Annotated in this window: 20 protein-coding genes and 7 pseudogenes; 12 read left to right on the top strand and 15 right to left on the bottom strand. The window is 67.7% G+C overall.

Annotation, left to right across the window (positions count from 1 at the left end; all coding sequences use genetic code 11):
* Window position 1: 1 nt before the first annotated feature.
* The 3 genes and pseudogenes from ABFB10_RS17985 to mnmA form a co-directional block, all read right to left on the bottom strand.
* A complete protein-coding gene (locus ABFB10_RS17985; RefSeq protein ID WP_347167542.1) occupies window positions 2–1,039 on the bottom strand; it encodes an enoyl-CoA hydratase/isomerase family protein in 1,038 nt (345 codons plus the stop codon).
* Between the two features lie 64 nt (window positions 1,040–1,103).
* Window positions 1,104–2,243: an acyl-CoA dehydrogenase family protein gene (locus ABFB10_RS17990; protein ID WP_347167543.1), complete on the bottom strand. Its 1,140-nt coding sequence runs from the start codon at window positions 2,241–2,243 to the stop codon at window positions 1,104–1,106.
* Window positions 2,244–2,370: 127 nt separating this feature from the next.
* A pseudogene (gene mnmA / locus ABFB10_RS17995) lies at window positions 2,371–3,516 on the bottom strand (tRNA 2-thiouridine(34) synthase MnmA).
* A 124-nt stretch (window positions 3,517–3,640) separates the two neighbouring features.
* Here mnmA and sciP point away from each other — a divergent pair.
* The 5 genes and pseudogenes from sciP (at window position 3,641) to ABFB10_RS18020 (ending at window position 9,363) form a co-directional block, all read left to right on the top strand.
* On the top strand, window positions 3,641–3,919 hold the full coding sequence (gene sciP, locus ABFB10_RS18000; RefSeq protein WP_347167544.1) for a CtrA inhibitor SciP: 279 nt from the start codon (window positions 3,641–3,643) through the stop codon (window positions 3,917–3,919).
* 93 nt (window positions 3,920–4,012) lie between these two features.
* On the top strand, window positions 4,013–4,729 hold the full coding sequence (ctrA, locus tag ABFB10_RS18005) for a response regulator transcription factor CtrA (RefSeq protein WP_206565515.1): 717 nt from the start codon (window positions 4,013–4,015) through the stop codon (window positions 4,727–4,729).
* A gap of 62 nt (window positions 4,730–4,791) precedes the next feature.
* A pseudogene (gene ligA, locus ABFB10_RS18010) lies at window positions 4,792–7,046 on the top strand (NAD-dependent DNA ligase LigA).
* Window positions 7,043–9,134 (top strand): annotated as a pseudogene (recG, locus tag ABFB10_RS18015) (ATP-dependent DNA helicase RecG). Before ligA ends, recG begins: the two co-directional pseudogenes overlap by 4 nt.
* 106 nt (window positions 9,135–9,240) lie before the next feature.
* A complete protein-coding gene (locus ABFB10_RS18020) occupies window positions 9,241–9,363 on the top strand; it encodes a hypothetical protein (protein ID WP_347167545.1) in 123 nt (40 codons plus the stop codon).
* A 269-nt stretch (window positions 9,364–9,632) separates the two neighbouring features.
* Here ABFB10_RS18020 and ABFB10_RS18025 read toward each other — a convergent pair.
* Window positions 9,633–10,087, bottom strand: a pseudogene (locus ABFB10_RS18025) (iron-sulfur cluster assembly scaffold protein).
* 81 nt (window positions 10,088–10,168) lie between these two features.
* Here ABFB10_RS18025 and hisI point away from each other — a divergent pair.
* On the top strand, window positions 10,169–10,525 hold the full coding sequence (gene hisI, locus ABFB10_RS18030) for a phosphoribosyl-AMP cyclohydrolase (protein WP_347167546.1): 357 nt from the start codon (window positions 10,169–10,171) through the stop codon (window positions 10,523–10,525).
* A gap of 101 nt (window positions 10,526–10,626) precedes the next feature.
* On the opposite strand, the gene gluQRS is transcribed toward hisI, so the two are convergent.
* The 3 genes and pseudogenes from gluQRS to ABFB10_RS18045 all read right to left on the bottom strand — a co-directional run bounded on the left by gluQRS (window position 10,627) and on the right by ABFB10_RS18045 (window position 13,666).
* Window positions 10,627–11,472, bottom strand: coding sequence for a tRNA glutamyl-Q(34) synthetase GluQRS (gene gluQRS, locus ABFB10_RS18035; RefSeq protein ID WP_347167547.1), 846 nt, complete (start codon window positions 11,470–11,472; stop codon window positions 10,627–10,629).
* A gap of 6 nt (window positions 11,473–11,478) precedes the next feature.
* Window positions 11,479–12,844: pseudogene (gene trmFO, locus ABFB10_RS18040) on the bottom strand (methylenetetrahydrofolate--tRNA-(uracil(54)-C(5))-methyltransferase (FADH(2)-oxidizing) TrmFO).
* A gap of 39 nt (window positions 12,845–12,883) precedes the next feature.
* Window positions 12,884–13,666 carry an enoyl-CoA hydratase gene (locus ABFB10_RS18045; RefSeq protein ID WP_347167548.1) on the bottom strand — a complete coding sequence of 261 codons (783 nt, stop codon included), beginning with the start codon at window positions 13,664–13,666 and terminating at the stop codon, window positions 12,884–12,886.
* 54 nt (window positions 13,667–13,720) lie between these two features.
* On the opposite strand from ABFB10_RS18045, the gene ABFB10_RS18050 reads away from it, so the two are divergent.
* Both ABFB10_RS18050 and ABFB10_RS18055 read left to right on the top strand, forming a co-directional pair.
* Window positions 13,721–14,146 (top strand): PaaI family thioesterase, encoded by a 426-nt coding sequence (locus ABFB10_RS18050; protein ID WP_347167549.1) that lies wholly within the window; start codon window positions 13,721–13,723, stop codon window positions 14,144–14,146.
* 96 nt (window positions 14,147–14,242) lie between these two features.
* Window positions 14,243–14,392 (top strand): hypothetical protein, encoded by a 150-nt coding sequence (locus ABFB10_RS18055; RefSeq protein WP_347167550.1) that lies wholly within the window; start codon window positions 14,243–14,245, stop codon window positions 14,390–14,392.
* Window positions 14,393–14,447: 55 nt separating this feature from the next.
* Here ABFB10_RS18055 and ABFB10_RS18060 read toward each other — a convergent pair whose 3' ends face one another.
* Both ABFB10_RS18060 and ABFB10_RS18065 read right to left on the bottom strand, forming a co-directional pair.
* Window positions 14,448–15,485: a hypothetical protein gene (locus tag ABFB10_RS18060; RefSeq protein WP_347167551.1), complete on the bottom strand. Its 1,038-nt coding sequence runs from the start codon at window positions 15,483–15,485 to the stop codon at window positions 14,448–14,450.
* Entirely contained in the window at window positions 15,482–15,784 is a 303-nt protein-coding gene (locus ABFB10_RS18065; protein ID WP_347167552.1) for a hypothetical protein, read from the bottom strand. The genes ABFB10_RS18060 and ABFB10_RS18065 overlap by 4 nt, the downstream gene beginning before the upstream one ends.
* A 247-nt stretch (window positions 15,785–16,031) precedes the next feature.
* On the opposite strand from ABFB10_RS18065, the gene rplM reads away from it, so the two are divergent.
* Window positions 16,032–16,490 (top strand): 50S ribosomal protein L13, encoded by a 459-nt coding sequence (rplM, locus tag ABFB10_RS18070; RefSeq protein ID WP_206565934.1) that lies wholly within the window; start codon window positions 16,032–16,034, stop codon window positions 16,488–16,490.
* Between the two features lie 2 nt (window positions 16,491–16,492).
* Window positions 16,493–16,981: a 30S ribosomal protein S9 gene (gene rpsI / locus ABFB10_RS18075; protein WP_206565933.1), complete on the top strand. Its 489-nt coding sequence runs from the start codon at window positions 16,493–16,495 to the stop codon at window positions 16,979–16,981.
* 99 nt (window positions 16,982–17,080) lie between these two features.
* Here rpsI and ABFB10_RS18080 read toward each other — a convergent pair whose 3' ends face one another.
* Complete coding sequence (locus ABFB10_RS18080; RefSeq protein ID WP_347167553.1) at window positions 17,081–18,103, bottom strand: glycosyltransferase family 2 protein; 1,023 nt, start codon at window positions 18,101–18,103, stop codon at window positions 17,081–17,083.
* A 104-nt stretch (window positions 18,104–18,207) separates the two neighbouring features.
* Between ABFB10_RS18080 and ABFB10_RS24260 the strand changes: the two are divergent.
* Both ABFB10_RS24260 and ABFB10_RS18085 read left to right on the top strand, forming a co-directional pair.
* Window positions 18,208–18,633 (top strand): annotated as a pseudogene (locus ABFB10_RS24260) (glycosyltransferase); the annotation flags it as partial.
* Between the two features lie 142 nt (window positions 18,634–18,775).
* On the top strand, window positions 18,776–19,309 hold the full coding sequence (locus ABFB10_RS18085; RefSeq protein WP_347167554.1) for a glycosyltransferase: 534 nt from the start codon (window positions 18,776–18,778) through the stop codon (window positions 19,307–19,309).
* 6 nt (window positions 19,310–19,315) lie between these two features.
* On the opposite strand, the gene ABFB10_RS18090 is transcribed toward ABFB10_RS18085, so the two are convergent.
* The 5 genes and pseudogenes from ABFB10_RS18090 to metA form a co-directional block, all read right to left on the bottom strand.
* Complete coding sequence (locus ABFB10_RS18090) at window positions 19,316–19,786, bottom strand: FkbM family methyltransferase (protein WP_347167555.1); 471 nt, start codon at window positions 19,784–19,786, stop codon at window positions 19,316–19,318.
* Window positions 19,787–20,138: 352 nt separating this feature from the next.
* Window positions 20,139–20,755, bottom strand: a pseudogene (locus ABFB10_RS18095) (TetR/AcrR family transcriptional regulator).
* Between the two features lie 15 nt (window positions 20,756–20,770).
* Entirely contained in the window at window positions 20,771–21,640 is an 870-nt protein-coding gene (gene ppk2, locus ABFB10_RS18100; protein WP_347167556.1) for a polyphosphate kinase 2, read from the bottom strand.
* Between the two features lie 87 nt (window positions 21,641–21,727).
* The gene (locus tag ABFB10_RS18105; RefSeq protein ID WP_347167557.1) at window positions 21,728–22,693 is read right to left on the bottom strand and encodes an alpha/beta fold hydrolase; all 966 of its coding nucleotides are present in this window, start codon (window positions 22,691–22,693) and stop codon (window positions 21,728–21,730) included.
* Window positions 22,693–23,622 (bottom strand): homoserine O-acetyltransferase MetA, encoded by a 930-nt coding sequence (gene metA, locus ABFB10_RS18110; protein WP_347167558.1) that lies wholly within the window; start codon window positions 23,620–23,622, stop codon window positions 22,693–22,695. Before metA ends, ABFB10_RS18105 begins: the two co-directional genes overlap by 1 nt.
* Window positions 23,623–23,635: the final 13 nt, after the last annotated feature.

The raw sequence follows: 23,635 nt of genomic DNA on the forward strand, positions 1-23,635 counted from the left end.
TCTAGTCCTCCTCAAGGGTCAGCGTGTCGGGGCCAAGCGGGGCCAGCAGCGCCTCGACGGCCCCGGCGGGGACGGAATCGGCACCGTGACGCCAGCGCGGGCTGCGGTCCTTGTCGATGATGGCTGCGCGGATGCCTTCCGGGAAGTCCCCCTGTTCCATGATGCGGTGGCTGACGCGGTATTCCAGCTCCAGCGCGTCGCGGATCGTGGCATCGGGGCCAAGACAGTCCAGCATCCGCAGGGTCGTTGCCATGGACAGGGGCGCGTTGCGCCCCATGGCCTTGAGCGCCTGCTGCGCGAGGGGCGTGCCGGAGGCCTTCAAGCGGTCGAGGATGGCGGGCAGGTCGGTGCCCGCGAAATCCGCGTCGATCTTTGGCTGCGCCGCGGCAAGCGGGCTGTCGGGCGGCGTATCGCTCTGGGCGGCGATGGCGTCGGGATCGCCCGAGCGGACCAGCCCGGCCTTCAGGTCGGGCCAGCGCGCTTCGGGCACGAAGCTGTCGGCAAACCCCGCATGGATCGCATCGCCGGGCCCCATGCGGGCGGCGGTCAGGCCAAGATAGGCGCCAAGGCGACCCGGTGCCCGGGCAAGGCGATAGGTGCCGCCCACGTCCGGCACGAAACCGATGCCGCATTCCGGCATTGCGATCTGGCTGCTTTCGCCGGTGATCCGGTGCGAGACATGGCCGCCGAGGCCCACGCCGCCGCCCATGGTGAAGCCCTGCAGGAAAGCCACGATCGGCTTGGGGTAGTCGGCCAGCTTGGCGTTCAGGCGATATTCGTCGCGCCAGAAGCGGCGCGCGTAATCGTAGTCGCCCGCCGTGCCGGTGCGGTACATCTCGGCGATATCGCCGCCCGCGCAGAAGGCCTTGTCGCCCTCGGCGTCGAGCAGGACCAGGGCGACGCTGTCATCGTTGCGCCAGCGGTCCAGCGCCTCTTCGATGGCGGTGCACATGGCGTAGGTCAGGGCATTGAGAGCCTTCGGGCGGGTCAGCGTGATGCGGTCGGCGCGGCCTTCGGTGCGGATCTGGATATCGGACAAGGGTGCGTCTTTCGGGGGCAAAAGTTTTCGAAAACTTTTGCAAATTCCTTCGAAGGAATTTGCGTCAGCGCGAGAGGAGATGGCGTGCCACGATCAGGCGCATGATCTCGTTGGTGCCTTCGAGGATCTGGTGCACGCGCAGGTCGCGGACGGTCTTTTCCACGCCGTAGTCGGCAAGGTAGCCGTAGCCGCCGTGCAGTTGCAGGCACATGTCCGCCACGCGCGAGCCGGTTTCCGTCACCAGTTTCTTGGCCATGGCGCAGAAGGCCGTGGCGTCCGGCGCCCCGGTGTCGAGCTTCCAGGCGGTCTGCCGCAGGAAGATGCGGGCGGCCTGAAGGTCTGTCTCCATGTCCGCAAGCCGGAATTGCAGCGCCTGGAAACGGTCGATGCTCTGGCCGAAGGCCTGCCGTTCGCCCATGTACTGCAGGGTCTGCGTCAGGGCCTGTTGCGCGGCACCCAGCGAGCAGGCGGCGATGTTCAGGCGACCGCCGTCCAGCCCGGCCATGGCGTATTTGAAGCCGTCGCCCTCGGTTCCGACGAGGTTGCCGTGCGGCACCGGGCAGGCGTCGAACTGCACCTGCCGGGTGGGCTGGGATTTCCAGCCCATCTTGTCCTCGAGCCCGCCGAAGGACAGGCCGTCGCTGCCCGCCTCGACATAGACCGTCGAGATCCCCTTCGGCCCATCCACGCCGGTGCGCACCATGGTCACGTAGCCGTCAGAGTAGCCGCCGCCCGAGATGAAGGCCTTGGTGCCGGTCAGGCGGTAGCCCTCGTTGGTTTTCTCGGCGCGGGTCTTCAGCGCGGCGGCGTCCGAGCCGGAGCCGGGTTCGGTCAGGCAGTAGCTGAGCACGGTGGTCATGGCCACGGCGCCGGGCAGCAAGCGGCCTTTCAGTTCGTCGCTGCCATAGGCGTCGATCATGCGCGCGCACATGTTGTGGATCGACAGGAAGGCCGCGACAGAGGGGCAGGCCATGGAGAGTGCCTCGAAGACCAGCGTCGCATCGAGGCGCGTCAGACCGGCGCCGCCCGCCTCTTCGCTGACGTAGAGCCCGCCGAAGCCAAGCGCGCCGAGCTGCGGCCAGAGATCCTTGGGGATCGTGCCCTCGGCCTCCCACTGGCGGGCGTTGGGGGCGATGGCCTCTTGTCCGAAGCCATGCGCCATGTCGAAGATCGCCGTCTGCTCCTCGCTCAGCGCAAAATCCATCGCGGCCTCCCTCCCGGTGTGAAATGAACGCTTGTTCAGATTGTGGCCGAGAGGGGGCGCGATGCAAGCCTGTCGCCGGGCGGTCCGGTCTTGCGCCTGTGTCAGGCGTTTCGGGCGCGGGTCGCGGCTACTGCCCGCGCCAGATCCAGCCGCCGCCGAAGATCCGCGTGCCCTCGGGGTCGTAGAAGACGCAGGCCTGTCCGGGGCTGATGCCTTCCTCGGGCGTCAGAAGCTCGACCTCTGCCGTGGTCTCCGACAGCGGGCGGATCACCGCCTCGCGCGGGGGGCGGGTCGAGCGGACCTTGACCGACAGGTGCCATTCCGCGCGGCTGGTGAAGGGCGCGTCGCCCAGCCAGTTGATCTCGCGCACCGGGACGGTGCGGGTGGCAAGCATCTCCTTGGGGCCCACGACCACGCGTTTGCTGTCGACGTCGAGGCGGACCACGTAGAGCGGTTCCGACAGCCCGCCGATGCCCAGCCCGCGGCGCTGGCCGATGGTGTAGTGGATGACACCCCGGTGCTTGCCCAGAACGCGGTACGTCGGCGTGGACGATCTCGCCCGGCTCGGCGGCCCCGGGGCGCAGTTTCTCGATCACGCTGGCATAATTGCCGTCGGGCACGAAGCAGATGTCCTGCGAGATCCGGCTTGTCGGCCACGGCGAGCCCGTATTTCGCGGCCAGCTCGCGCGTCGCGTCCTTCGAGGGCAGGTGGCCCAGCGGGAAGCGCAGGAAGGACAGCTGCTCGGGCGTGGTCGAGAACAGGAAGTAGCTCTGGTCGCGGTTGGCGTCGGCGGCGGAATGCAGTTCCGGGCCGTTTTCCCCGGCCAGGCGCTGGATGTAGTGGCCCGTGGCCATGCAGTCGGCTTCCGAGGTCCTTCGCGGTTTCCAGCAGGTCCTTGAATTTCACCCGCTCGTTGCAGCGGATGCAGGGCACCGGGGTGGCGCCGCCAAGGTAGCTTTCGGCGAATTCCTCGATCACCGCGTCGCGGAAGATGTTCTCGTAGTCCAGCACGTAATGCGGAAAGCCCATTTCCTCGGCCACGCGGCGCGCGTCGTGGATGTCGATGCCCGCGCAGCAGGCGCCCTTCTTGGCCAGCGCGGCGCCGTGGTCGTACAGCTGAAGCGTCACGCCGACCACGTCGTAGCCTTCCTCTTTCAGCATCGCGGCCACGACCGAACTGTCGACGCCGCCGGACATGGCGACGACGACGCGGGTTTCGGATGGCGGTTTCGGCAGGCCCAGCGAGTTCAGCGGGCGCGTATCAAGGGGCATGGGACATATCCTGAAGGTTCCGCGCGAATATAGGAAAATCCGACACACTCTCAAGGGGCGGTTTTAGCCGTCGTTAAATCCCGCCGGGCTTTATGGGCCGTGTTCACGGTTCGGAGAGCTGCCCATGTACCTCAAGAAAGTGGACGGTCCGCGGGCCGTCAAGCTGCCGGATGGCTCGGTCATGACGCGGGCCGATCTGCCATCTTCGGAAACCCGGCGCTGGGTGGCCTCGCGCAAGGCGGCGGTGGTGAGGGCGGTCCGATACGGACTGCTGTCGCCGGACCAGGCCCGCGACCGCTACAGCCTGTCGGAAGAAGAGCTGCTGGAATGGGTGCGCGCCGCCACAGAGCATGGCGAAGATGCGCTGAAGATCACGCGGGTTCAGAAATATCGGCAACCTTGAGTGGAAATCGAAACTGGTCAGGGTATGGTAACAGGGCGTTAACCTTTTTGGCTCAGGTTTTCCGCAGGCACAGACATCACCCGGAGACGGCCCATGCGGATACTGCTGGTAGAAGACGACCCGACGACGGCGAAAAGCATCGAATTGATGCTGAGTCACGCGAATCTGAATGTCTATTCCACCGACATGGGGGAGGAGGGCATCGACCTCGCCAAGCTGTATGACTACGATCTGATCCTGCTGGATCTCGGCCTGCCCGACATGAACGGGCATGAGGTTCTGCGCCAACTCAGGGTTGCGCGGATCGATACGCCGATCCTGATCCTGACCGGCGACGACGACACGCAATCGAAGATCAAGGGCTTCGGTTTCGGCGCCGACGACTACCTGACCAAGCCGTTTCACCGGGATGAGCTTGTGGCCCGCATCCACGCCATCATCCGCCGGTCCAAGGGCCACTCGCAGTCGATCATCCGGACCGGGAAGGTCTCGGTCAATCTGGACGCGAAGACGGTCGAGGTGCAGGGAAAGTCGGTGCATCTGACCGGCAAGGAATACCAGATGCTGGAGCTTCTGAGCCTGCGCAAGGGCACGACGCTGACCAAAGAGATGTTCCTCAACCATCTCTATGGCGGCATGGATGAACCCGAGCTGAAGATCATCGACGTCTTCATCTGCAAGCTGCGCAAGAAGCTCTCCGTGGCCACCGGCGACGACAATTACATCGAAACGGTCTGGGGCCGGGGCTATGTCCTGCGCGACCCGGAGCCTTCGAAGGACGAACCGAAGGCGCTGGCCGTAAACGGCTGATATGGACCTTGCGCCTGCGCGCGCCTATCACATGCGAAGTGACAGGCGGCGGAGCAAGGACCATGAGCGAGATCCCGGTCGAGGAACTGACGGAAGAGCAGGCGCGCGACGAATTGGCGGTGCTGGCCGACCGTCTGGAGGCGGCGAACCGGGCCTATCATACGGAAGATGCGCCAGAGATCGACGATGGCGAATATGACCGCCTGAAGCGCCGCAATGCCGAGATCGAGGCGCGCTTTCCGGAACTCAAGCGCGCCGACAGCCCGTCGGAGCAGGTGGGCGCGGCCCCGTCCGAGGGGTTTTCCAAGGTCCGCCATGCGCTGCGGATGATGTCCCTGTCGAATGCTTTCGAAGACGGGGACATCGGTGATTTCGACCGGGGCGTGCGGCGCTATCTGGGGCTTTCGGAGGATGCGGCGGTTGCCTACACGGCAGAGCCCAAGATCGACGGCCTGTCCCTGTCGCTGCGTTATGAAGACGGCGACCTTGTGCAGGCGGCGACCCGGGGCGACGGCACCACGGGCGAGAATGTCACCGCCAACGCCCGGACCATCGCCGATATTCCGGCCCGGCTGACGGGGGCGCCCGCGGTGCTGGAAGTCCGGGGCGAAGTCTACATGAGCCACGAGGATTTCGCGGCCCTGAACGACCGGCAGGCGGCGCAGGGGGGCAAGACCTTCGCCAACCCGCGCAACGCCGCCGCCGGGTCGCTTCGTCAACTCGACCCACAGATCACCCGCGCGCGGCCCCTGCGCTTCTTCGCCTATTCCTGGGGCGACCTGTCAGAGCCGCTGGCCGAAACGCAGTGGCAGGCCATCGCCCGGTTGCAGGGCCTCGGGTTTTCAGACCAACCCCTTGACCCGGCTGTGCAAAACCGTCCCGGAAATGTTGATGCACTACGCCGCCATCGAAGCGCAGCGGGCGACGCTGGGCTATGACATCGACGGCGTGGTCTACAAGGTGGACGACCTGTCGCTGCAGGAACGGCTTGGCTTTCGCTCGACAACGCCCCGCTGGGCCATCGCGCACAAGTTCCCGGCGGAACTGGCCTGGACCCGGCTGGAGGCCATCGACATCCGAGGTCGGGCGCACCGGGGCGCTGTCGCCGGTGGCGCGGCTGACGCCGGTCACGGTGGGCGGGGTCGTCGTCTCCAACGCGACACTTCACAACGAGGATTACATCGCGGGTCGCGACAACAGCGGCGCGGCGATCCGCCCCGACGACGAGGGCAACGGCAAGGATATCCGCGTCGGCGACTGGGTGCAGGTCTACCGCGCGGGTGACGTGATCCCGAAGGTCGCGGATGTCGACCTGTCCCGGCGCCCCGCCGATGCCGAACCCTACCGCTTTCCCGAAACCTGCCCGGAATGCGGCTCTGACGCCAGCCGCGAAGAGGGCGACGCGGTCCGCCGCTGCTCTGGCGGGCTGATCTGCCCCGCGCAGGCCGTTGAAAAGCTGAAGCATTTCGTCAGCCGCGCGGCCTTTGACATCGAGGGGCTGGGCGCCAAACAGGTCGAACAGTTCTACGCCGACGGCTGGATCGCCGAGCCCGCGGATATCTTCGACCTGTCGTCGCAATACGGGCAGGGCCTGCAACAGCTGAAGAACCGCGAGGGCTGGGGCGAGAAATCCGCCGCCAACCTCTTTGCCGCGATCGAGGAAAAGCGGCGCATCCCGCTGGAACGGCTGATCTTCGGGCTGGGCATCCGCCATGCCGGAGAGGCCGCCGCCCGCGATCTTGCCCTGCATTTCGGCGGCTGGGAGCCGCTTGCGGAGACCGTGGACCGGGCCCGCCCGGCGGCGCTGGCCCACCGCGAGGCCGACGAGGCCGAACGGGCCGAGCGTGCGGCGGCGGTCGACGCAGGCCGGCGCGCCCGCATCAAGGAAACCCGCGACGCGGCCATGGCCGATGTCCCGCCCGCCGCGCAGGAGGCATGGGCCGACCTGACCGGCATCGACGGCGTCGGCGCGACGCTGGCGCAATCGCTGTCCGACGCCTTTGCCAACCCGCGCGAGCGGCAGTCGATCGACAGGCTGGTGGGCAAGCTCGAGGTGCAGGCGCCCGACCGCCCGCAGACGCAGGGCTCTCCGGTGGCGGGCAAGACGGTGGTCTTCACCGGTTCGCTGGAACGCATGACCCGGGCCGAGGCCAAGGCGCGGGCCGAGGCTTTGGGCGCCAAGGTCTCGGGCTCGGTCTCGAAGAAGACCGACATCGTCGTGGCCGGGCCGGGCGCGGGCAGCAAGGAGGCGAAGGCCCGCGAGCTGGGGCTGATGGTTTTGGACGAGGACGCCTGGCTGGCGTTGATCGGCGGATGAGCGGACGGCCAGAGCCGCTCTGGCCGCTGTTCGCGGGCATCGAGGCGCTGGATGGCGTCGGCCCGAAGACGGCGCAGGCCTTGCAGGGGGCGGGCATCGAGACGCCGCGCGACCTGTTGTATACGCTGCCTTATTCCGGGATCGACCGGCAGCTGCGCGAGACCGTGCAGGGCGCCGATCTGCCCGCTGTGCTGACCGTCGAGGCGGTGATTGGCGCGCATCGGCCCGCCAGCCGCAAGGGCGGCGCCTACCGGATCGAGGCGGACGACGCGAAGACGCGCTTTCAGCTGGTGTTCTTCAGGGGCCGCGCCGATTACCTGACCAAGGTGCTGCCCACCGGCGCGCGGCGCATTCTGTCGGGCCGGGTCGAGCTGTTCGACGGCGTGCCGCAGATGGTCCATCCAGAGCATATCCTGCCGCCCGAAGACGCCGGCGATCTGCCGGGGTACGAGCCGGTCTATCCGCTGACCGGGCCGGTCACGCAAAAGCAGATGGTCCGCGCCCTGCGCGACGCGCTGACCCGCCTGCCGGATCTGGCCGAATGGATCGACCCGGGACAGCAGGCGCAGGAGGGCTGGCCGGGTTGGGCCGAGGCCCTGCGCGCCGCCCATGCGCCCGAGGGTCCGGGGGATCTGCAGCAGACCGCCCCGGCGCGGATGCGGCTGGCCTACGACGAGTTGATGGCGCATCAGTTGACGCTGGCGCTTGCGCGCGCCCACCGGCGCAAGGCGCGCGGCATGGTGACCCGGGGCGACGGGCGCCTGCGGGCCGGGGTGCTGGCCGCGCTGCCCTACAGGCCCACCGGCGCGCAAGAGCGGGCGGTGGCGGAAATCGCGGCGGATATGGCCGGGCCGGACCGGATGAACCGGCTGTTGCAGGGCGACGTGGGCGCGGGCAAGACGCTGGTCGCCTTTCAGGCGCTGCTGACGGCGGTCGAGGCCGGGGGGCAGGGCGTGATGATGGCGCCGACCGAGATCCTGGCGCGGCAGCACATGGAGGGCTTGCAGCCTCTGGCCGAAAGCGCGGGCGTGGTGCTGGAGATCCTGACCGGGCGCGACAAGGGCGCCGAGCGCGAAGCCAAGCTGGCGGCGCTGGCCGCGGGCGAGATCCAGGTGCTGGTGGGGACCCATGCGGTCTTTCAGGCGGATGTGGGCTTTGCGGATCTGCGTCTTGCGGTGGTGGACGAACAGCACCGTTTCGGCGTGCGCCAGCGGCTTGAACTGGGGCGCAAGGGGGCCGCCGCGGATGTTCTGGTGATGACCGCCACTCCGATCCCGCGCTCGCTTGCGCTGGCCCAATACGGCGACATGGACGTGTCGGTGCTGGACGAAAAACCGCCGGGCCGGAAGCCGGTGAAGACCGCGCTGATGTCGGTCGAACGCATGGAAGAGGTGGTCGCGCATCTGCACCGCGCCGTGGCCGAGGGGCGGCAGGCCTACTGGGTCTGCCCGCTTGTGGAGGAAAGCGAGAACTCTGACCTGATCGCCGCGGAACATCGGTTCAAGCTGCTGCGCGCGGCGCTTGGCGAGGGTGTGGTGGGGCTGGTCCATGGCCAGATGCCACCCGCCGAAAAGGACCGGGCGATGGCGGATTTCGTCGCCGGGCGGACCAGCGTTCTGGTGGCGACCACGGTGATCGAGGTGGGGGTGAACGTGCCCAATGCCTCGATCATGGTGATCGAGCGGGCCGAGATCTTCGGCCTTGCCCAGCTGCACCAGTTGCGGGGCCGGGTCGGGCGCGGCGAGGCCCAGTCCACCTGCCTGCTGATGTACCAGCCGCCGCTCTCGGAAAGCGGCCTGAAACGCCTGACCACGCTGCGCGAGACCGAGGACGGCTTTCGCATCGCCGAGGTCGACCTCGGAGATGCGCGGCGCGGGTGACCTGATCGGCGTCGCCCAGTCCGGTCTGCCACGGTTTCAGGTCGCGGATCTGGAACGGCAGTCGGCGCTGATGGCCGTGGCGCAGTCAGACGCGCGCAAGCTGCTGGCCGAGGATCCGGCGCTGGAAAGCCCGAGGGGCAGGGCCGCGCGGCACCTGTTGTGGCTGATGCGGCAGGACGAGGCGATCCGCCTGATCGGCGTGGGCTGACCCGTCCACTTCCACTTTGTTCTCAAATGTTCTCATAAAGTTCTTTACACAGCGTAAATGATATGAGAACAAATGGGTAACAAAGCAGCCGATGGAGAGACAGCCCATGTTCGAGATCGTCAAAACCGCCCTGACCCGTGACCACGACGGGCTTTGGCAGGATGCCCTTGGCGGGCTGTCGCTGATTGTCATACTCGTCTGCGCCCTGCATCTGCCGGTGCTTCTGTAACCCTTTCTGCCTGCGTGTTCCTGTCCCGGATCCCGGCACCTGTCTGTCCCGACAGCGTGCCGGCCTGTTCCCAACCTCGGTTCCACTGCCTGTGACCGATCAGATCCGGCGCCCAAAACGCGCGCCTTTCCGCCGCCTCCATCCCCGGAGCGCGGCGGTTTTTTTGGTTGAGGGTCGGGCACGGCCTGCGCCTGACCGGGGCCAGAATGCCGGACGTGAGGCGCGCCGGTTCGACTCGGCGCACCGCTGCGCGGAATGCGGTGGGGGCGTCAGGCGGTCCGGTTCACGCGGGCGATCTCTGCCGCCTCGGTGGCGGCGTCGAGTGCCAGCAGGATGGAGGCGTGGCGGTTCTTGTAGGCCTGCGCGGGACGCAGCACCTCCAGCCCGTCGAAGGGGGCCTCGGGCGTCGGCCCGTCCTCTTTCAGCATGGCGCGCAGCATGTCGCGGGCCCGGGCGATCTGGTCCGGGGTGCAGCCGAGGATTGCGCCGCCCACGACCGAGGCCGCCGCCTGCCCAAGGGCGCAGGCCTTCACATCCTGCGCGTAGTCGGCGACCCGGTACCGTCTTCCATCACCAGGTCGACGGTCACGGTCGAGCCGCAGAGCGGCGAGCGCTTCTTGACGGTGGCGCCGGGGGCCTCCAGCCGCCCGAGGCGCGGGATATCCGCGGCCAGTTCAAGGATGCGCCCGGAATAGAGCTTGATAAGATCGGTCTCGCCGGACATTGGCTGCGTCCTCGTGGTTTCCCTTTGGCCGTGAGTTCCATACATAGGCATCGCACTCAGACAAGCAAAAGGTTTTTGCCCATGCCCTTCGATCCTGCGACCTTGGTCTATGACGCGCGCGGCCTGATCCCCTGTATCGCCCAGGCCGAGGGGACCGGTGAAGTCCTGATGATGGCCTGGATGACTGCCGAGGCCGTGGCGAAGACACTGGAAACCGGGCGCGTGACCTATTGGTCGCGGTCGCGGCAGGCCTTCTGGATCAAGGGCGAGACCTCGGGGCATACGCAGGAGTTGGTGGATCTTCGGGTCGATTGCGACCGCGATTGCCTGCTGGCCGTGGTCCGGCAGGAGGGACCGGCCTGTCACACCAACCGGCGGTCGTGCTTTTATACCTCGGTGGTGGGCGAAGAGACCGAGTTGATGGCGCCCATGGTCTGACCGCGCCGCGCGCGGCGGCTGTGGGCCTTGGGTATTTGGGCCAAGAAGAAGCCGAGGGACGGCGCTTTCTTGGCGGCCTGGGGTGCCGGGAGGCTTGCGGCTCAGAAGCCGACCAGGCGGCGGATGTCCTGCGGCGTGGCGCCCTCGGCCCGGTAGGTGGCGAGGGCGCGGGCGTCGTCGCGTTTGGCGAGGCGTTTGCCATGCTCGTCCCGGATCAGGCGGTGGTGATGGTAGCCGGGTGTCGGCAGGCCCATGAGGCGCTGCAGCACGACATGGATCGGCGTGGCGTCGAAGAGGTCCTCGCCGCGGATCACATGGGTGATCTGCTGCGCCGCGTCGTCCAGCACGACCGACAGGTGGTAGGAGCCCGGGAAGTCCCGCCGCGACAGCACGATGTCCCCGACCGTGTCGATCATCCCGCGCGCGGTGACCTGCGGCGCCGTCCGGGCGCCTGTTTCGGTGAAGGTGATGTCGGCGGGGCCGAGCCTTTCCATGGCGCGGGCCATGTCGAGCCGCAGGGCGCCTTCGGGCAGCGGCCCGCTGCGGGGCTTGCCGCGGCAGGTGCCCGGGTAGACCGGGCCGTCGGGGCCGATCAGCGGCGCGCCTTCCTGCGGGGCAGAGGCGGCCTCGGCGATGTCGCGGCGGCTGCAGCTACAGGCATAGAGCAGGCCCTGCGACCAGAGGCTGTCGAGGGCGGCGCGATAGGCGGGCAGCCGGTCGGACTGGCGCAGGGCCGGTTCGGGCCAGTCGAGGCCCAGCCAGCGCAGGTCATCGTGGATCTGCCGCTCCCATTCCGGGCGCGAGCGGGTGCTGTCGATGTCCTCGATGCGAAGCAGGAAGGTGCCGCCCGCTGCCTGGGCCATGTCGAAGGCGGTCAGCGCCGAGAAGGCGTGACCCAGATGCAGCGGCCCGGTTGGGCTGGGGGCGAAGCGCGTCCGGAAGGTCACGCTTTTTCAGAGGGTTCCGGGGTGACGTTCGCTTGATCCGCCAACCAGCCCGACCATTCCGCCTTGGCGCGGTCGGTATAGCCCTTGTAGCGGTCGCGACGGCCCCGGCGAGCCGCCTTTGAGGCCTTCGAGCGGGCGGAACAGGCCGAAGTTCACATTCATCGGCTGGAAGGTCTTGGCCTCGGCGCCGCCGGTGATGTGGTGGATCAGCGCGCCGTGCGCTGTGTCTTGCGGGACCGTGGGCAGCGTGTGACCGAGGATCTCGGCGGCGGCCATGCGGCCCGCCAGCAGGCCCATGGCGGCGGATTCGACGTAGCCTTCGACGCCGGTCACCTGACCGGCAAAGCGGATATTGGGCTCGGAGCGCAGGCGCATCTGTGCGTCCAGCAGCGTCGGGCTGTTCAGGAAGGTGTTGCGGTGGATGCCGCCGAGGCGCGCGAAACTGGCGTCCTCCAGCCCGGGAATCATTTTGAAAACAGCATTTTGCGCGCCGTACTTCATCTTGGTCTGGAAGCCGACGATATTGTAGAGCGTCCCCAGCGCATTGTCCCGGCGCAGCTGGACCACGGCGTAGGGCTTTTGGTCCGGCTTATGGGCATTGGTCAGGCCCACGGGCTTCATCGGGCCGTGGCGCAGGGTCTCGCGGCCACGTTCCGCCATGACCTCGATGGGCAGGCAGCCGTCGAAGTATTTCGCCGTCTCGCCCTCGTGGAATTCCGTCTTGTCGGCGGCCAGAAGCGCGTCGATGAAGGCCTCGTACTGGTCCTTCGTCATCGGGCAGTTCAGGTAGGCCTTCTGTTCTTCCTCGGTCTCGCCCTTGTCGTAGCGTGACTGGCGCCAGGCCACACCCATATCGATGGTCTCGGCGTAGACGATGGGGGCGATGGCGTCGAAGAAGGCCAGCCGGTCGGCGCCGGTTTCCGCACTGGATCGCGGCGCCCAGAGCCTCGGAGGTCAGCGGGCCGGTGGCGAAGATCCAGCGGCCCTCGGCGGGCAGGTCAGAGATCTCTTCATGGGTGATCGTGATATTCGGATGGGCGGTCAGCGCGGCGGTCACCGATTCCGCGAAAGCCTCGCGGTCGACGGCCAGCGCGCCGCCGGCGGGCAGGCGGTGCTTATGCGCGGTCTCGATGATCAGGCCGCCGGCCTGACGCATTTCCCAATGCAGCAGGCCCACCGCGTTCTGTTCGTCGTCATCCGAACGGAAGGAGTTCGAGCAGACCATTTCCCCAAGGTTTTCAGTCTGGTGCGCGAAGGTCTTCACCTGCGGGCGCATCTCGTGAAGCACGACCTTCACGCCCGCGTTTGCGGCCTGCCATGCGGCCTCGGACCCGGCCATGCCGCCGCCCACGATATGCAATGTCTCTGTCATGGGCCGCAGATAGACGCTGCCGCGCGCTCTGCCAAGGGTCTAGGCCCAGTCCGGGCTGCGCTTTTCGAGGAAGGCCGCGATGCCCTCGTCGGTGTCGCGCCAAAGCATGTTCTCGACCATGACCTCGCCGGTGAAGGCATAGGCCTGATCCAGCGGCATCTGCAGCTGGTCGTAGAAGGCGGATTTGCCGATGCGCACGGCGGCCGAGAGCTTGGCGGCGACCGTCGCGGCCAGTTCGTCGCAGGCGTCTTCCAGCGTCTCGGGGGCGACGGTGCGGTTGATCAGACCGGCGGCCTCTGCCTCTGCGCAGGACAGGAAGCGGCCCGTGGTCAGCATCTCGAAGGCCTTCTTGCGCGGGATACTGCGGGAGAGTGCGACCATGGGCGTCGAACAGAAGAGGCCGATGTTCACCCCGTTGACGCCGAAGCGCGTGCCCTCGGCGGCCGGGGCCATGTCGCAGGAGGCGACAAGCTGGCACCCGGCGGCGGTGGCGATGCCGTGGACCTGCGCGATGACTGGCTGGGGCAGGCGTTGCAGCCCCTGCATCACCGCGCCGCAACGGTTGAAGAGGTCGGCGAAATAGGCGGCGCCGCCGTCCTCGGCCTGCCGCCCGGCCTGCATCTGCTTCAGGTCGTGGCCCGCGCAGAAGGCCTTGCCCGCGCCGGACAGGATCACCACGCGGCTGTCGCGGTCTTCCATCAGCGCGTCGATCTGGGACTGAAGCGCCGCCAGCATCTCGTCCGAAAGCGCGTTCAGCCGCTCGGGTGCGTTCATGTGCAGCCGGGTGACGCCCCCGGTGTCGCGACGTTGCAGGATTTCCATCTTGTCCTCCGCTTTTGGGGCAGCTTAGCTGCCGCAAAGCAAGGAGGAAAGCGAATGGCGCTGATGATCGAAGCCGAGGAAATGGCGGGCTACCTGGACGAGGTCTTTCCGCAGGTGCGCGGCATGTTCGAGATCGACGAGCTGACCGAAGAGCGGCTGGTCATGCGCCTGCATGTGGACGAGCAGCACCTGCGCCCGGGCGGCACCGTGTCGGGACCGTCGATGTTCGGGCTGGCGGATGTGGCGGCCTATGTGGCCACCATGGCGCGGATCGGGCGTCAGGCGCTGGCGGTGACGACCCATTGTTCGATCGACTTCATGCGCAAGCCCGCGGCGGGTGTGGACCTGCTGGCCGAGGCGCGGGTGCTGAAGCTGGGGCGGACGCTGTCGGTGACCGGCGTGCTGCTCTACTCCGAGGGCAGCGGCGATCCGGTGGCCCATGCCTCGCTGACCTACTCGATTCCGCCCGCGCGCGGCTAGGCGGCGCTTCGCCGGGTCATGGAACGGCAGGTCGCGCCGGGCGTTCTTTCCCCAGCAGACGCCTCAGGGCGCCATGAACCAAACGGAGGAAAGACCATGAGTATCGGAAGCATGATCCGCCGCGCCGTCGGAAGCTACAGTGCCGCCAAGACCGGCCGCCATCGCCGCCGTCCCGTCCGCAGCCGCCGCAGCGCCGAAAGCCAGGTGGCCAGCGGGCTGTTCCGGATGTTGCGCCGCAAGATCTGAACAGCCCACGCGGCGTGCAGACGCCTCGCCCCGACCGGGCGGGGCGTTTTGCGTTTCAGGGGGCCCCGGCGTAGCCCCAGAGGAACCCGAAGGCCACGGCGGCGGCGGCGAAGATCGCCGAGGCCCGCAGCAGTTTCATGCGCGAGAAGGGCCGTTCCCCGTAGGTGCGCCCGTCGATCCCCGAGACCACGACCTTCATCGGTTTGTCGCCATAACTGTAGTGCAGGATCCAGACCGGCAGCAGGATGCGCCGGTAGTGGATGCCGCTGGTGTCGGTGTCCATTTGCGAGACCCGGGTGGCGGGTTTGCCGACGTGATCCCTCACGCGATTGCGCAGCAGAAGGTGCTTGTCGGCCTCGTTCGAGGCCAGCCCCTCGGCGACGCTTTGCCGGTGCCGCTCTGCGGCGAAGCCCGCAAGATAGCCCGCGCGATAGGGGCGCAGGCGGCGCGGGTCGAAGTCATGCAGGATGCCGTCGCGGATCAGCGGGGTGACGTGATCCGAGGCGGGCGCGAGCATGTCGTCGAAATGCACCTGAAGGGAGCCGCTCACGCGGACGCGCCGCGCCTTGTCGCCCGAACCCCTGCGGTAGGTGGCGGTGTAGCGGACGAACTCGGTGCTGTCGAAGGTCCAGAAGGGCGCGTAAAGCCCGGCAATCCGGCCTTCGGAGGACGTTGCGCTCAGGTCGTTCGGCGCGCAGAGGCGGCCCTTGATCCATTGCGTGATATGGTCGGGCGCGGCTTCGGCGGGCACCCGGAAGGGGATCAGCGCCATGGCGCGAAAGCCCTCGGCGGCAGAGGTCATGACCACCGGGCCGTCGCAATAGGGGCAATGGGTCGACAGCGCCGGGCCGGTAAAGGTGACCTCTCCGCCGCAGGTCTCGCAATGGCAGTGGATGCTCTCGGGCAGGGCGGGGGCGGTGGCGTCATTGGCGCCGGGATTGTAGCGGGTCTCGGCGGCGGCCTGTGTGTCCCACGGCGTTGCAAGCGAGCGGCGCGTGCCGCAGTGGGTGCAGGTCAGCCCCTGATGCGCGGGGTCGAAGGCGCATTGCCCGGCGCAGCTCTGGCACAGAAGGTCGGACTGCGCGATGCTCAACTGTCCGACTCCGCCATTGCCGCAAGGATTTCCATCATGAGATACAGCCGCAGTTGCGCGCGGTCGATGGCGCCCGCAAGGTCGTCGGTCCGGTGCCAGTCGCCGAGGACCGTGGCGATGAACCAGGTGATCAGCAGCCAGAAGCCGATGCGCGACCAGCCGCGGATCATGCGGAAGAACCCGGCAGAGCCCTGCTTCAGCTCGTGCTTCGCCTCGTAGACCTCGATCATCTTGCGCACGGCCCCGGTGCCGAGAAGCGCGGATAGCGCAAGTGTCAGGGCGGTCAAAATCAGGGCCATCGTATCGGGATCAATCAGGGGCGTCGCAACGCGCCCTTGGTGGCGGCTGAAGCCGGCAGGGTCAAGGGGCCGGGAAGGCCGATTTTCATGGGGTATTCAGATACCGTAATTTTAAACTATTGAAAACGTTTGTTTATTTACGATATGTGCCGCTTGACTGGCTTTCCGCAGGCTGTATAACCCCGCAATCGGATACCGGGCCGGGCGGATTCATCGCGCGGCCCTTGTCAATAAACGGAACTATCACATGAAAACCTTCTCTGCGACTCCGGCAGACATCGAGAAGAAGTGGGTCGTGATCGACGCCGAGGGCGTTGTTCTGGGCCGTCTCGCCTCGATCGTCGCCATGCGCCTGCGCGGCAAGCACAAGGCCACCTTCACCCCCCACATGGACATGGGCGACAACGTCATCATCGTGAACGCCGACAAGGTCCAGCTGACCGGCAAGAAGCGCGAAGAGCACTTCTACTGGCACACCGGCCACCCGGGCGGCATCAAGTCCCGCACCAAGGCGCAGATCCTCGAGGGCGCACACCCCGAGCGCGTCGTGTTCCAGGCCGTCAAGCGCATGCTGCCGGGCAACCGCCTGTCGCGCAAGCAGCTGACCAACCTGCGCATCTACGCGTCGGCAGAGCACCCGCACGACGCCCAGAACCCCGAGGTTCTGGACGTGAAATCCAAGAACTCCAAGAACACCCGGGTGTAATCATGGCTGAACAGATCAACTCCCTGGAAGAACTCGGCGCGGCCGCTGGCTCTGTCGACACCTCGGTTCTCGAAGAGGCCCCCCGCGAGCCCGTCCGTGACGAGCTGGGCCGTTCCTACGCCACCGGCAAGCGGAAGGACGCGGTTGCCCGCGTCTGGATCAAGCCGGGCTCCGGCAAGGTCATCGTGAACGGCAAGGACCAGGACAAGTACTTTGCCCGTCCGGTGCTGCAGCTGATCCTGCGCCAGCCGTTCCAGATTGCTGGCGTGGAAGGTGAATTCGACGTCTTCGCAACCGTCAAGGGCGGTGGCCTCACCGGTCAGGCCGGCGCGGTCAAGCACGGCATCTCGAAGGCGCTGCAGCTGTACAACCCGGAGCTGCGCGGCGCGCTGAAGGCGGCAGGCTTCCTGACCCGCGACAGCCGCGTCGTCGAGCGGAAGAAATACGGTAAGCGCAAGGCGCGCCGCAGCTTCCAGTTCTCGAAGCGTTAATCACAGCCGGAGGGGTGCAGACCCCGCCGTGCCGAAAGTCAGGGCCGTCCCGTATCGGGGCGGCCTTTTTCGTTCCCTTTTTCGTTTGATGGCAGGCGCCTACCAGATGGCGTTGCCGGTCCGGGCAAGGCTGTCGAAGCCGGTCAGCGGCACCGAGACCGGCGTGAGGAAGCTGGCGTTCCGCGCACGCATCTCGGCCAGCATCCGGTCGACGCGCTGGTAGTCCGCATTGCCCTTGGAATAGCCGCCCTCGGTCATGGCCCATTCCAGCTTGCGCAGGATGGCGGGCGTGTACCGGTAGTGCAGCAGCGGCAACAGGATGCGTGCGCTCAGGCTTTGCGTGGTCAGGTGACTGTTCAGGTAGTAGCTGCCGGGCTGCCAGTGTTGCAGGATTGGCTTCACCAGCGTCCCCGAGGGCGCCTTGCGCCGCCCCAGAAAGCGCAGCTTGGCCCGGGCGAGCGGCGACAGGTCGGGCTTTTCCGCGAAGGCTACGTCCAGCCGGTGGCGCACGCCGACATAGTGGTGCCGGGGCGGCTTGTCCGGGCGCAGCGAGAAATGCCGCCGCCCGTCGAAGAACCACTCGCAGCGGGGCCAGGTGAAGCCGCTGTCGGGGCAGGCGGCCAGCGCCGCCATGTCGCGCGGGTAGAGGTCGATCATCCCGCCCCAGACCCCCGCCGCGCCCTCGGCGGTCAGCCTCTGGATCACATCCGGCAGCCGGACGCCCTCGGGCAGCAGCAGGAACTCGTCCACATCGCATTGCAGCGCCCATTGCCCGGCGCAGAAGCGATTCATCAGCCCGGTGCGCCAGACGTGGATCATCCGCGTGTCGCCGGCCTTGCGCAGGGCGGGCGGCAGGCTTTCGGGTTCGGGGGTCTCGCCGTAGCGGCGGCTGGACTGCATTAGGCAGACGTCGGGCTCCTGCATCAGCAGGTCGGGCGTGCCGTCGGTCGAGGCATCGTCGAGGATGAAGAACCGTTCCACACCGATGGCGCGGTAGTGGTCGAGGAACTCGGGCATCAAGGGCCGTTCGTTGCGCACCACAAGAACAAGCGGCAGGCCGGGGCGGTCGCTCAGGTCGTTGTGGCGGACGGTGACGTCCTCGGCGCGGGGCAGGTCTGGCATCGGTATCCTCGGGGCAGCGCAACGGACTTGGCCTAGCAGAGCCGCGGTGGATATTCTAGCATGGGACGGCCCAACAAGCCGGAGCCCGCCTTGCCCCCCTCAGGATTCTCTTTCCCTATACCGGCGACAGTGTCGGCGGCTCTCATATCTCTTCGCTGCTGCTGGCGCGGGCGCTGCGCGAGGCGGGGCATTCCGTGACGCTTGGCCTGCACCGCTCTGGCGCGCTGGAGGATCACCTGCGCGGGCTGGGCGAGTCCCGGGTCTCGCTGCCAGAGGTGACGGCCCCCGAGCTGCGGGCGCCGTGGCGGCAATTGCTGCGCCGCCGGGCGGTGCGGCGGGTTCTTGGGCCGGTGGCGTCGGGCTACGACATCGTCCACAGCCACGACATGCGCAATCACCTGATCTGGAGCGCAGCGACCGAAGGCGGTGCGGCGCGGCACGTCTGGCACCAGCGCACCCCGGCCTCGGGGCGGCATATGGCGGTCTGGGGCGGGCGGGCGGATGCCTTCGTGGCGGTCTCGCGCTTTACCCTGTCCAGCCTGCCGGGGCCGCTGCAGGGCTACGCGCGGATGATCTACAACCCCTTCCTGCCGCAAGAAGAGGCCAGCGCCGAGGCGCGCGCGGCGCTCTGCGCCGAGCTGGGCGTAGCGCCGGGCACCGCCATCGTGGGCTATGTCGCCAATCTCTCGGACCGCAAGCGAGCCGGAACTGTTCGTCGAGATCGCCGCGCGGATCGCGGCGGCCGCGCCGGGGCCGGTGGTCTTCCCGATGTATGGCGCGCTGCACCAGCCCTTCCTGTCCGCGGTCGAGGCGCGGATCGCGGAAGAGGGGCTGACCGGGCGCGTGCTGCCGGTCGGGCCGCGCAGCCCCTTCGGCCCGGTGATGGCGGGAATGTCGGCGCTGGTCGCCCCGGCCCGGCACGAGGCCCTGGGCCGCACGCTGATCGAGGCGGGCATGGCCGGGGTTCCGCTGGTGGCGACCGACGAGGGCGGCACCCCGGAAATCGTCGACAGGGGCCGGACCGGCTGGCTGGTCGCGCCCGACGATGCGGCGGGGTTCGCGGCGGCCACGCTGGAGGTTCTGGCCAATCCAGAAGAGGCGGCACGGCGCTGCGCGGCGGCGCAGGTGCTGTGCCGCGAGCGATTTTCCCTTGCCGCCCACCTGACCCGGATCGAGGCGCTTTACGCAGAGATCACGGCGGGCTGACCGGGGTCAGACCCAGTCCATGTCGACCCCGGGCCGGGCCATGCGGCTGACCCGCTTGCGCAGGGCGCGGGAGCGCGCCACCAGATCCGGCGGCAGCTTGGTCTCGTGGGTCTCGACAAAGATGAAGTCGATGCGCTGCGCCACGGGATCGTCCAGAAGCGCCTCTAGCAGGGCGACCTCGCCGCCTTCGATATCGATCTTGAGCAGGGCGATGTCGCGGTCGAGCTCGCGCAGGAAGGCGGGGAAATCGCGCACCTCGACCTCTGCGACGGGCCTGTCCGAGACATTGCTCTTCGCGGCCAGAAGCGTCGAGGACAGCGAGCCCTTGCGCGGATCGCTGTCGAATTTCTCCGACCGGTACAGCGGCATCCGGCCCGGCGCGATTCCTGCGGCGGCCTCGATCACCTCGATATTGTCGCAGTCTTTCAGGGTCTCGCGCAGCTGTGCCGCCGTCCAGTGGATCGGGCTCGAAGGCATAGACCTTGGCCGCCACCTGCGCCATGCGCTGGCTGAAGACCCCGACATTCGCGCCGAGATCGATGCAGATCTTGCCGCGCGCCGCCTCCAGCGCGGCCTCGAAGGCGGCCTGAACCTCGTCGTGGCGGCTGCGGCTGAGCTTGCGCAGATAGCGCAGGCCGCGCCGTCCGGGCAGGTTGGACATCAGGGCATAATAGGCGCGCGTGCGGGGGCTGACGGATTGGGCCATTGTGTCACTTTCGGTCGTCGTTGGTGGCTGGCCGACGGCGCGAAGCCCGCGCCGGGCGCCGCGCCGTCGTGCCCTAGATAACGAGCGCCCCGGTGGCTTGGCAAGGCCGGGGGGGCCCGCCGGTCAATTGTCGGGCGGCAAAAGGCCGAGGCCGCGCAGGTAGATGCCGATGCCGGATTCCAGCAGGTCCTCGGGCGGGAAGGGCGCGCGGGTGCCGGGAGAGTTCCGCGCGAAAAGTTCCACCACGCCGTGCGACAAGGCCCAGATGTGCGAGGACACCATCTGCGGCGGCGGGCGCTTTTCCGGCGGGATGTGCTGCGACAGGTCGTTCGCGGCCTTCTCCAGCACCCCGCGCGCCTTGGCGGAGATCGCGGCCAGGTCCGGCGAGTGGTTCACCGAGATGCCGCTTTCGAACATCGCGATATAGTGGCCCGGATAACGGCGGGCAAAGGCCGGTAGGCGCGGCCCGTCGACTCGAAGGCGGCAAGCGCCGAGGGCTGGCCCTTGTCATAGGCGAACTGCATCACGTCGGCGAAGATCGCGTAGCCCTGCCGGGCGGCTTCGGCGATCAGGTCCTCGCGCCCGGCGAAGTGGCGGTAGACCGCCGCCGGGGTCACGCCCGCCAGCTTTGCCGCCTCTGACAGGGTGAAGCCGGTCGGGCCCTTTTCCTCGATCAGGCGCAGGGCCGCGTCGACCAGCGCCTGCCGAAGGTTGCCGTGGTGATAGCCGCGCTTGCCCATCTTCAGCACGCGCCCTTACCCATGCCAGAGATCAGGCCCGCCGACGATCTTCGGGTCGGGCTGGCCCACGGCCTTGGGCGCCTTGCTGGCATAGTCGATCTGCAACAGCACGTGGCGGATCGCCTCCAGCCGGGCGCGCTTCTTGTCGTCGGAGCGGATCACCGTCCAGGGGGCTTCCCGGGTATGCGTGCGCTCCAGCGTCTCGGCGATGGCGTCGGTATAGGCGTCCCAGCGCTTCAGCCCCTCGACGTCGATCCACGACAGCTTCCACTGTTTCAGCGGATCGTTCTCGCGCTTCAGGAAGCGGCGCAGCTGTTCGGCCCGGCCCACGGTGAGCCAGATCTTGAACAGCAGGATGCCCTCGTCCACCAGCATCTTCTCGAAGTCCGGCACCTGCCCGAAGAAGTGATCGCGCTGGTCGTCGGTGCAGAAGTCGAAGACCTTCTCGACCACGCCCCGATTGTACCAAGAGCGGTCGTAGAACACGATTTCCCCGGCGGCGGGCAGGTGGTCGATGTAGCGCTGGAAATACCACTGCGTTGCCTCGACGTCCGAGGGTTTCGACAGCGCCACCACGCGCGCGCCGCGCGGGTTGAGGTTCATGCGGAAGCGCTTGATCGTGCCGCCCTTGCCAGAGGCGTCGCGGCCCTCGAAGAGGATGGCGATGCGCGCACCGCTTTCCTTGGCCCAGGCCTGCAGCTTGACCAGTTCGACCTGAAGCCTGTCCATGTCCTTGTCGTAGGGCTTGCGCCCCAGCATGTCGGAATAGGGAAAAGCCGGGTCCAGCACCTCGTCCTTGTCGGCGCGCTTGATCGCTTCGCGCACCTGTCGCGGCGCGTCGGTTTCGAAGAACTCGGAGATGGCGCCGTCGAAAGGTAGGGTCATGAAGGGCCTCTGATGCCGTGCAAGTCACGGGTAATATGGGATGTTAAGCGGATTAGCGCAAACCGTTTGGTCTGGGCTGCGGGCCTGTCAGGGCCCCGGGGCGGTGCGGATGCCGGCGCGGTCCGCCGCGCGGTGGATGGCCTCGACCACGGCACCGGGGCGGGTATGGTGCGGCATGTGGCCGATCCCCTCCAGCGTCGCAAGGTTGGCCCCGGGCAGATCCCGCGCCATGCGCTGCGAGTGGATCGTCAGCGACACGGTCTCGTCCGCCGTGCCGTGAACGATCTCGATGGGCAGGTCGATCCCGTCGTAGCGTTCGGACAGCGCCGCCAGTTCGCCCTTCAGGCTGGCCCGTTGCAGGGCGTTTTCGCGCAGGCTGTGGCGGCGCAGGGTCAGCGGCGCGCCGATGTGGTCGGCGTAGCCGGGCAGCTCCTGCTGCGGCTCGAAGACGCCGGCCACGGCGCGGTCGACGTAGGACTGCGGCACCCATGCGGTCAGGAAGGGGATCGCCAGCGGGCCGAGGACAGGATGCGCATTGACCTTGTAGAGCCTCGGTAACCCGCCCTCCCAAGGATAGGAGGGCGCCGCCACCAGCACCAGCGCCGACAGCGTTTCTGGGTGGTTCACCGCCCATGCCAGCGCCACGGCGCCGCCGTAGGACTGGCCCATGACCACCGGACGCTCGGCGCCCAGCAGCGCGGCGGCACGCGCCAGCAGTGCCGCCTGTTCCCCGATAGAGGCTCCAGCCGCGCCGATGCGGTCGGTGTAGCCCAGCCCGGGCCGGTCGAAGGCGATCACGCGGTAGTGCGCGGCCAGCCGTTCCGCCAGGCCGAAGGTCATGTCGCGCAGGTTGCCCGAGGCCCCGTGGATCAGCACGAGGTCCGGGCCTTCGCCGGTCACCGTGTAATGCACCCGGTGGCCCTCGACCGTGACGAAATCGCCGCCGGGCGGATAGGCCGCCTCTGCCGCCCGCTCGCGCGCGGCGGCGCGCAGCAGCGTGACCCCGACAAGCCCCGCCAGCAGCAGAAGCGCCGCCAGCAGGAGTTTCGACATCACCGGCCCGCCTTGCCGATCGAGGCCAGATCGTAGGGCGTCGACTGGTAGATCTGGTTGATCCAGTTGCCGTAAAGCAGATGCGCATGGCTGCGCCAGCGGTTCTGCGGCCTTTGGGTCGGATCGTCCCCGGGGTAGTAGTTCGCGGGCACGTTGATCGGTTTTCCAGAGGCCACGTCGCGGTCGTATTCTTCCTTCAGCGTGCCCGAGTCGTATTCGAGGTGGTTGAAGATATAAAGCGCGCGATGGTCCGGGTCCTCGACGAGGCAGGGGCCGGTTTCATCGCTGTCGATCAGGATCTTCAGCCCCGCCGCCTCGATCTCGCTGCGGCGCAGTTCCGTCCAGCGCGAAACCGGGATCACCATGTCGTCCGAGAAGCCGCGCAGGTAGGGCGAGGCCGGATCGCAGTTTCGGTGCCGCACGGCGCCAAAGGCCTTGGCGTCCAGCATGTGCTTCTGCACGCCGTGGAAGTGGTGGATCATCGCCATGCCGCCCCAGCAGACGCCGAAGGTCGACTGCACGTGGCCCTGCGTCCAGTCGAAGACGCGGGTCAGCTCCTCCCAGTAGGTGACCTCTTCGAAGGGCAGATGCTCGATGGGCGCGCCGGTGATGATCAGCCCGTCGAACTTCTCTCCCGTATCGGCGACCTCTGCGAAGGGGCGATAGAAGGTCTCCATGTGCTCGGCGGCGGTGTTCTTGGTCTGGTGCTCGCTCATGCGGATCAGCGACAGCTCGATCTGCAGCGGCGTGGCGCCGATCAGCCGGGCAAACTGGTTCTCGGTCTGGATCTTCTTGGGCATCAGGTTCAGCAAACCGATGCGCAGCGGCCGGATATCCTGCCGCGCCGCGGTCTCCTCTGCCATGACCATGACGCCCTCGCGGGTGAGGACGTCGAAGGCGGGCAGGTCGGAAGGCAGCTTGATGGGCATGGGGATGGTCCTG

The sequence above is a fragment of the Ponticoccus litoralis genome, from assembly GCF_039769985.1.
Lineage (GTDB): Bacteria > Pseudomonadota > Alphaproteobacteria > Rhodobacterales > Rhodobacteraceae > Ponticoccus > Ponticoccus litoralis.

What these genes read in the sequence shown, in the direction of transcription:
- ABFB10_RS17990 (WP_347167543.1), bottom strand. Translation starts at nt 2,243, where the DNA reads ATGGATTTTGCGCTGAGCGAGGAGCAGACGGCGATCTTCGACATGGCG.
- sciP (WP_347167544.1), top strand. Translation starts at nt 3,641, where the DNA reads ATGTACCTCAAGAAAGTGGACGGTCCGCGGGCCGTCAAGCTGCCGGAT.
- ctrA (WP_206565515.1), top strand. Translation starts at nt 4,013, where the DNA reads ATGCGGATACTGCTGGTAGAAGACGACCCGACGACGGCGAAAAGCATC.
- ABFB10_RS18020 (WP_347167545.1), top strand. Translation starts at nt 9,241, where the DNA reads ATGTTCGAGATCGTCAAAACCGCCCTGACCCGTGACCACGACGGGCTT.
- hisI (WP_347167546.1), top strand. Translation starts at nt 10,169, where the DNA reads ATGCCCTTCGATCCTGCGACCTTGGTCTATGACGCGCGCGGCCTGATC.
- ABFB10_RS18045 (WP_347167548.1), bottom strand. Translation starts at nt 13,666, where the DNA reads ATGGAAATCCTGCAACGTCGCGACACCGGGGGCGTCACCCGGCTGCAC.
- ABFB10_RS18050 (WP_347167549.1), top strand. Translation starts at nt 13,721, where the DNA reads ATGGCGCTGATGATCGAAGCCGAGGAAATGGCGGGCTACCTGGACGAG.
- ABFB10_RS18055 (WP_347167550.1), top strand. Translation starts at nt 14,243, where the DNA reads ATGAGTATCGGAAGCATGATCCGCCGCGCCGTCGGAAGCTACAGTGCC.
- ABFB10_RS18065 (WP_347167552.1), bottom strand. Translation starts at nt 15,784, where the DNA reads ATGGCCCTGATTTTGACCGCCCTGACACTTGCGCTATCCGCGCTTCTC.
- rplM (WP_206565934.1), top strand. Translation starts at nt 16,032, where the DNA reads ATGAAAACCTTCTCTGCGACTCCGGCAGACATCGAGAAGAAGTGGGTC.
- rpsI (WP_206565933.1), top strand. Translation starts at nt 16,493, where the DNA reads ATGGCTGAACAGATCAACTCCCTGGAAGAACTCGGCGCGGCCGCTGGC.
- ABFB10_RS18080 (WP_347167553.1), bottom strand. Translation starts at nt 18,103, where the DNA reads ATGCCAGACCTGCCCCGCGCCGAGGACGTCACCGTCCGCCACAACGAC.
- ABFB10_RS18085 (WP_347167554.1), top strand. Translation starts at nt 18,776, where the DNA reads ATGTCGCCAATCTCTCGGACCGCAAGCGAGCCGGAACTGTTCGTCGAG.
- ABFB10_RS18090 (WP_347167555.1), bottom strand. Translation starts at nt 19,786, where the DNA reads ATGCCTTCGAGCCCGATCCACTGGACGGCGGCACAGCTGCGCGAGACC.
- ppk2 (WP_347167556.1), bottom strand. Translation starts at nt 21,640, where the DNA reads ATGACCCTACCTTTCGACGGCGCCATCTCCGAGTTCTTCGAAACCGAC.
- ABFB10_RS18105 (WP_347167557.1), bottom strand. Translation starts at nt 22,693, where the DNA reads ATGTCGAAACTCCTGCTGGCGGCGCTTCTGCTGCTGGCGGGGCTTGTC.
- metA (WP_347167558.1), bottom strand. Translation starts at nt 23,622, where the DNA reads ATGCCCATCAAGCTGCCTTCCGACCTGCCCGCCTTCGACGTCCTCACC.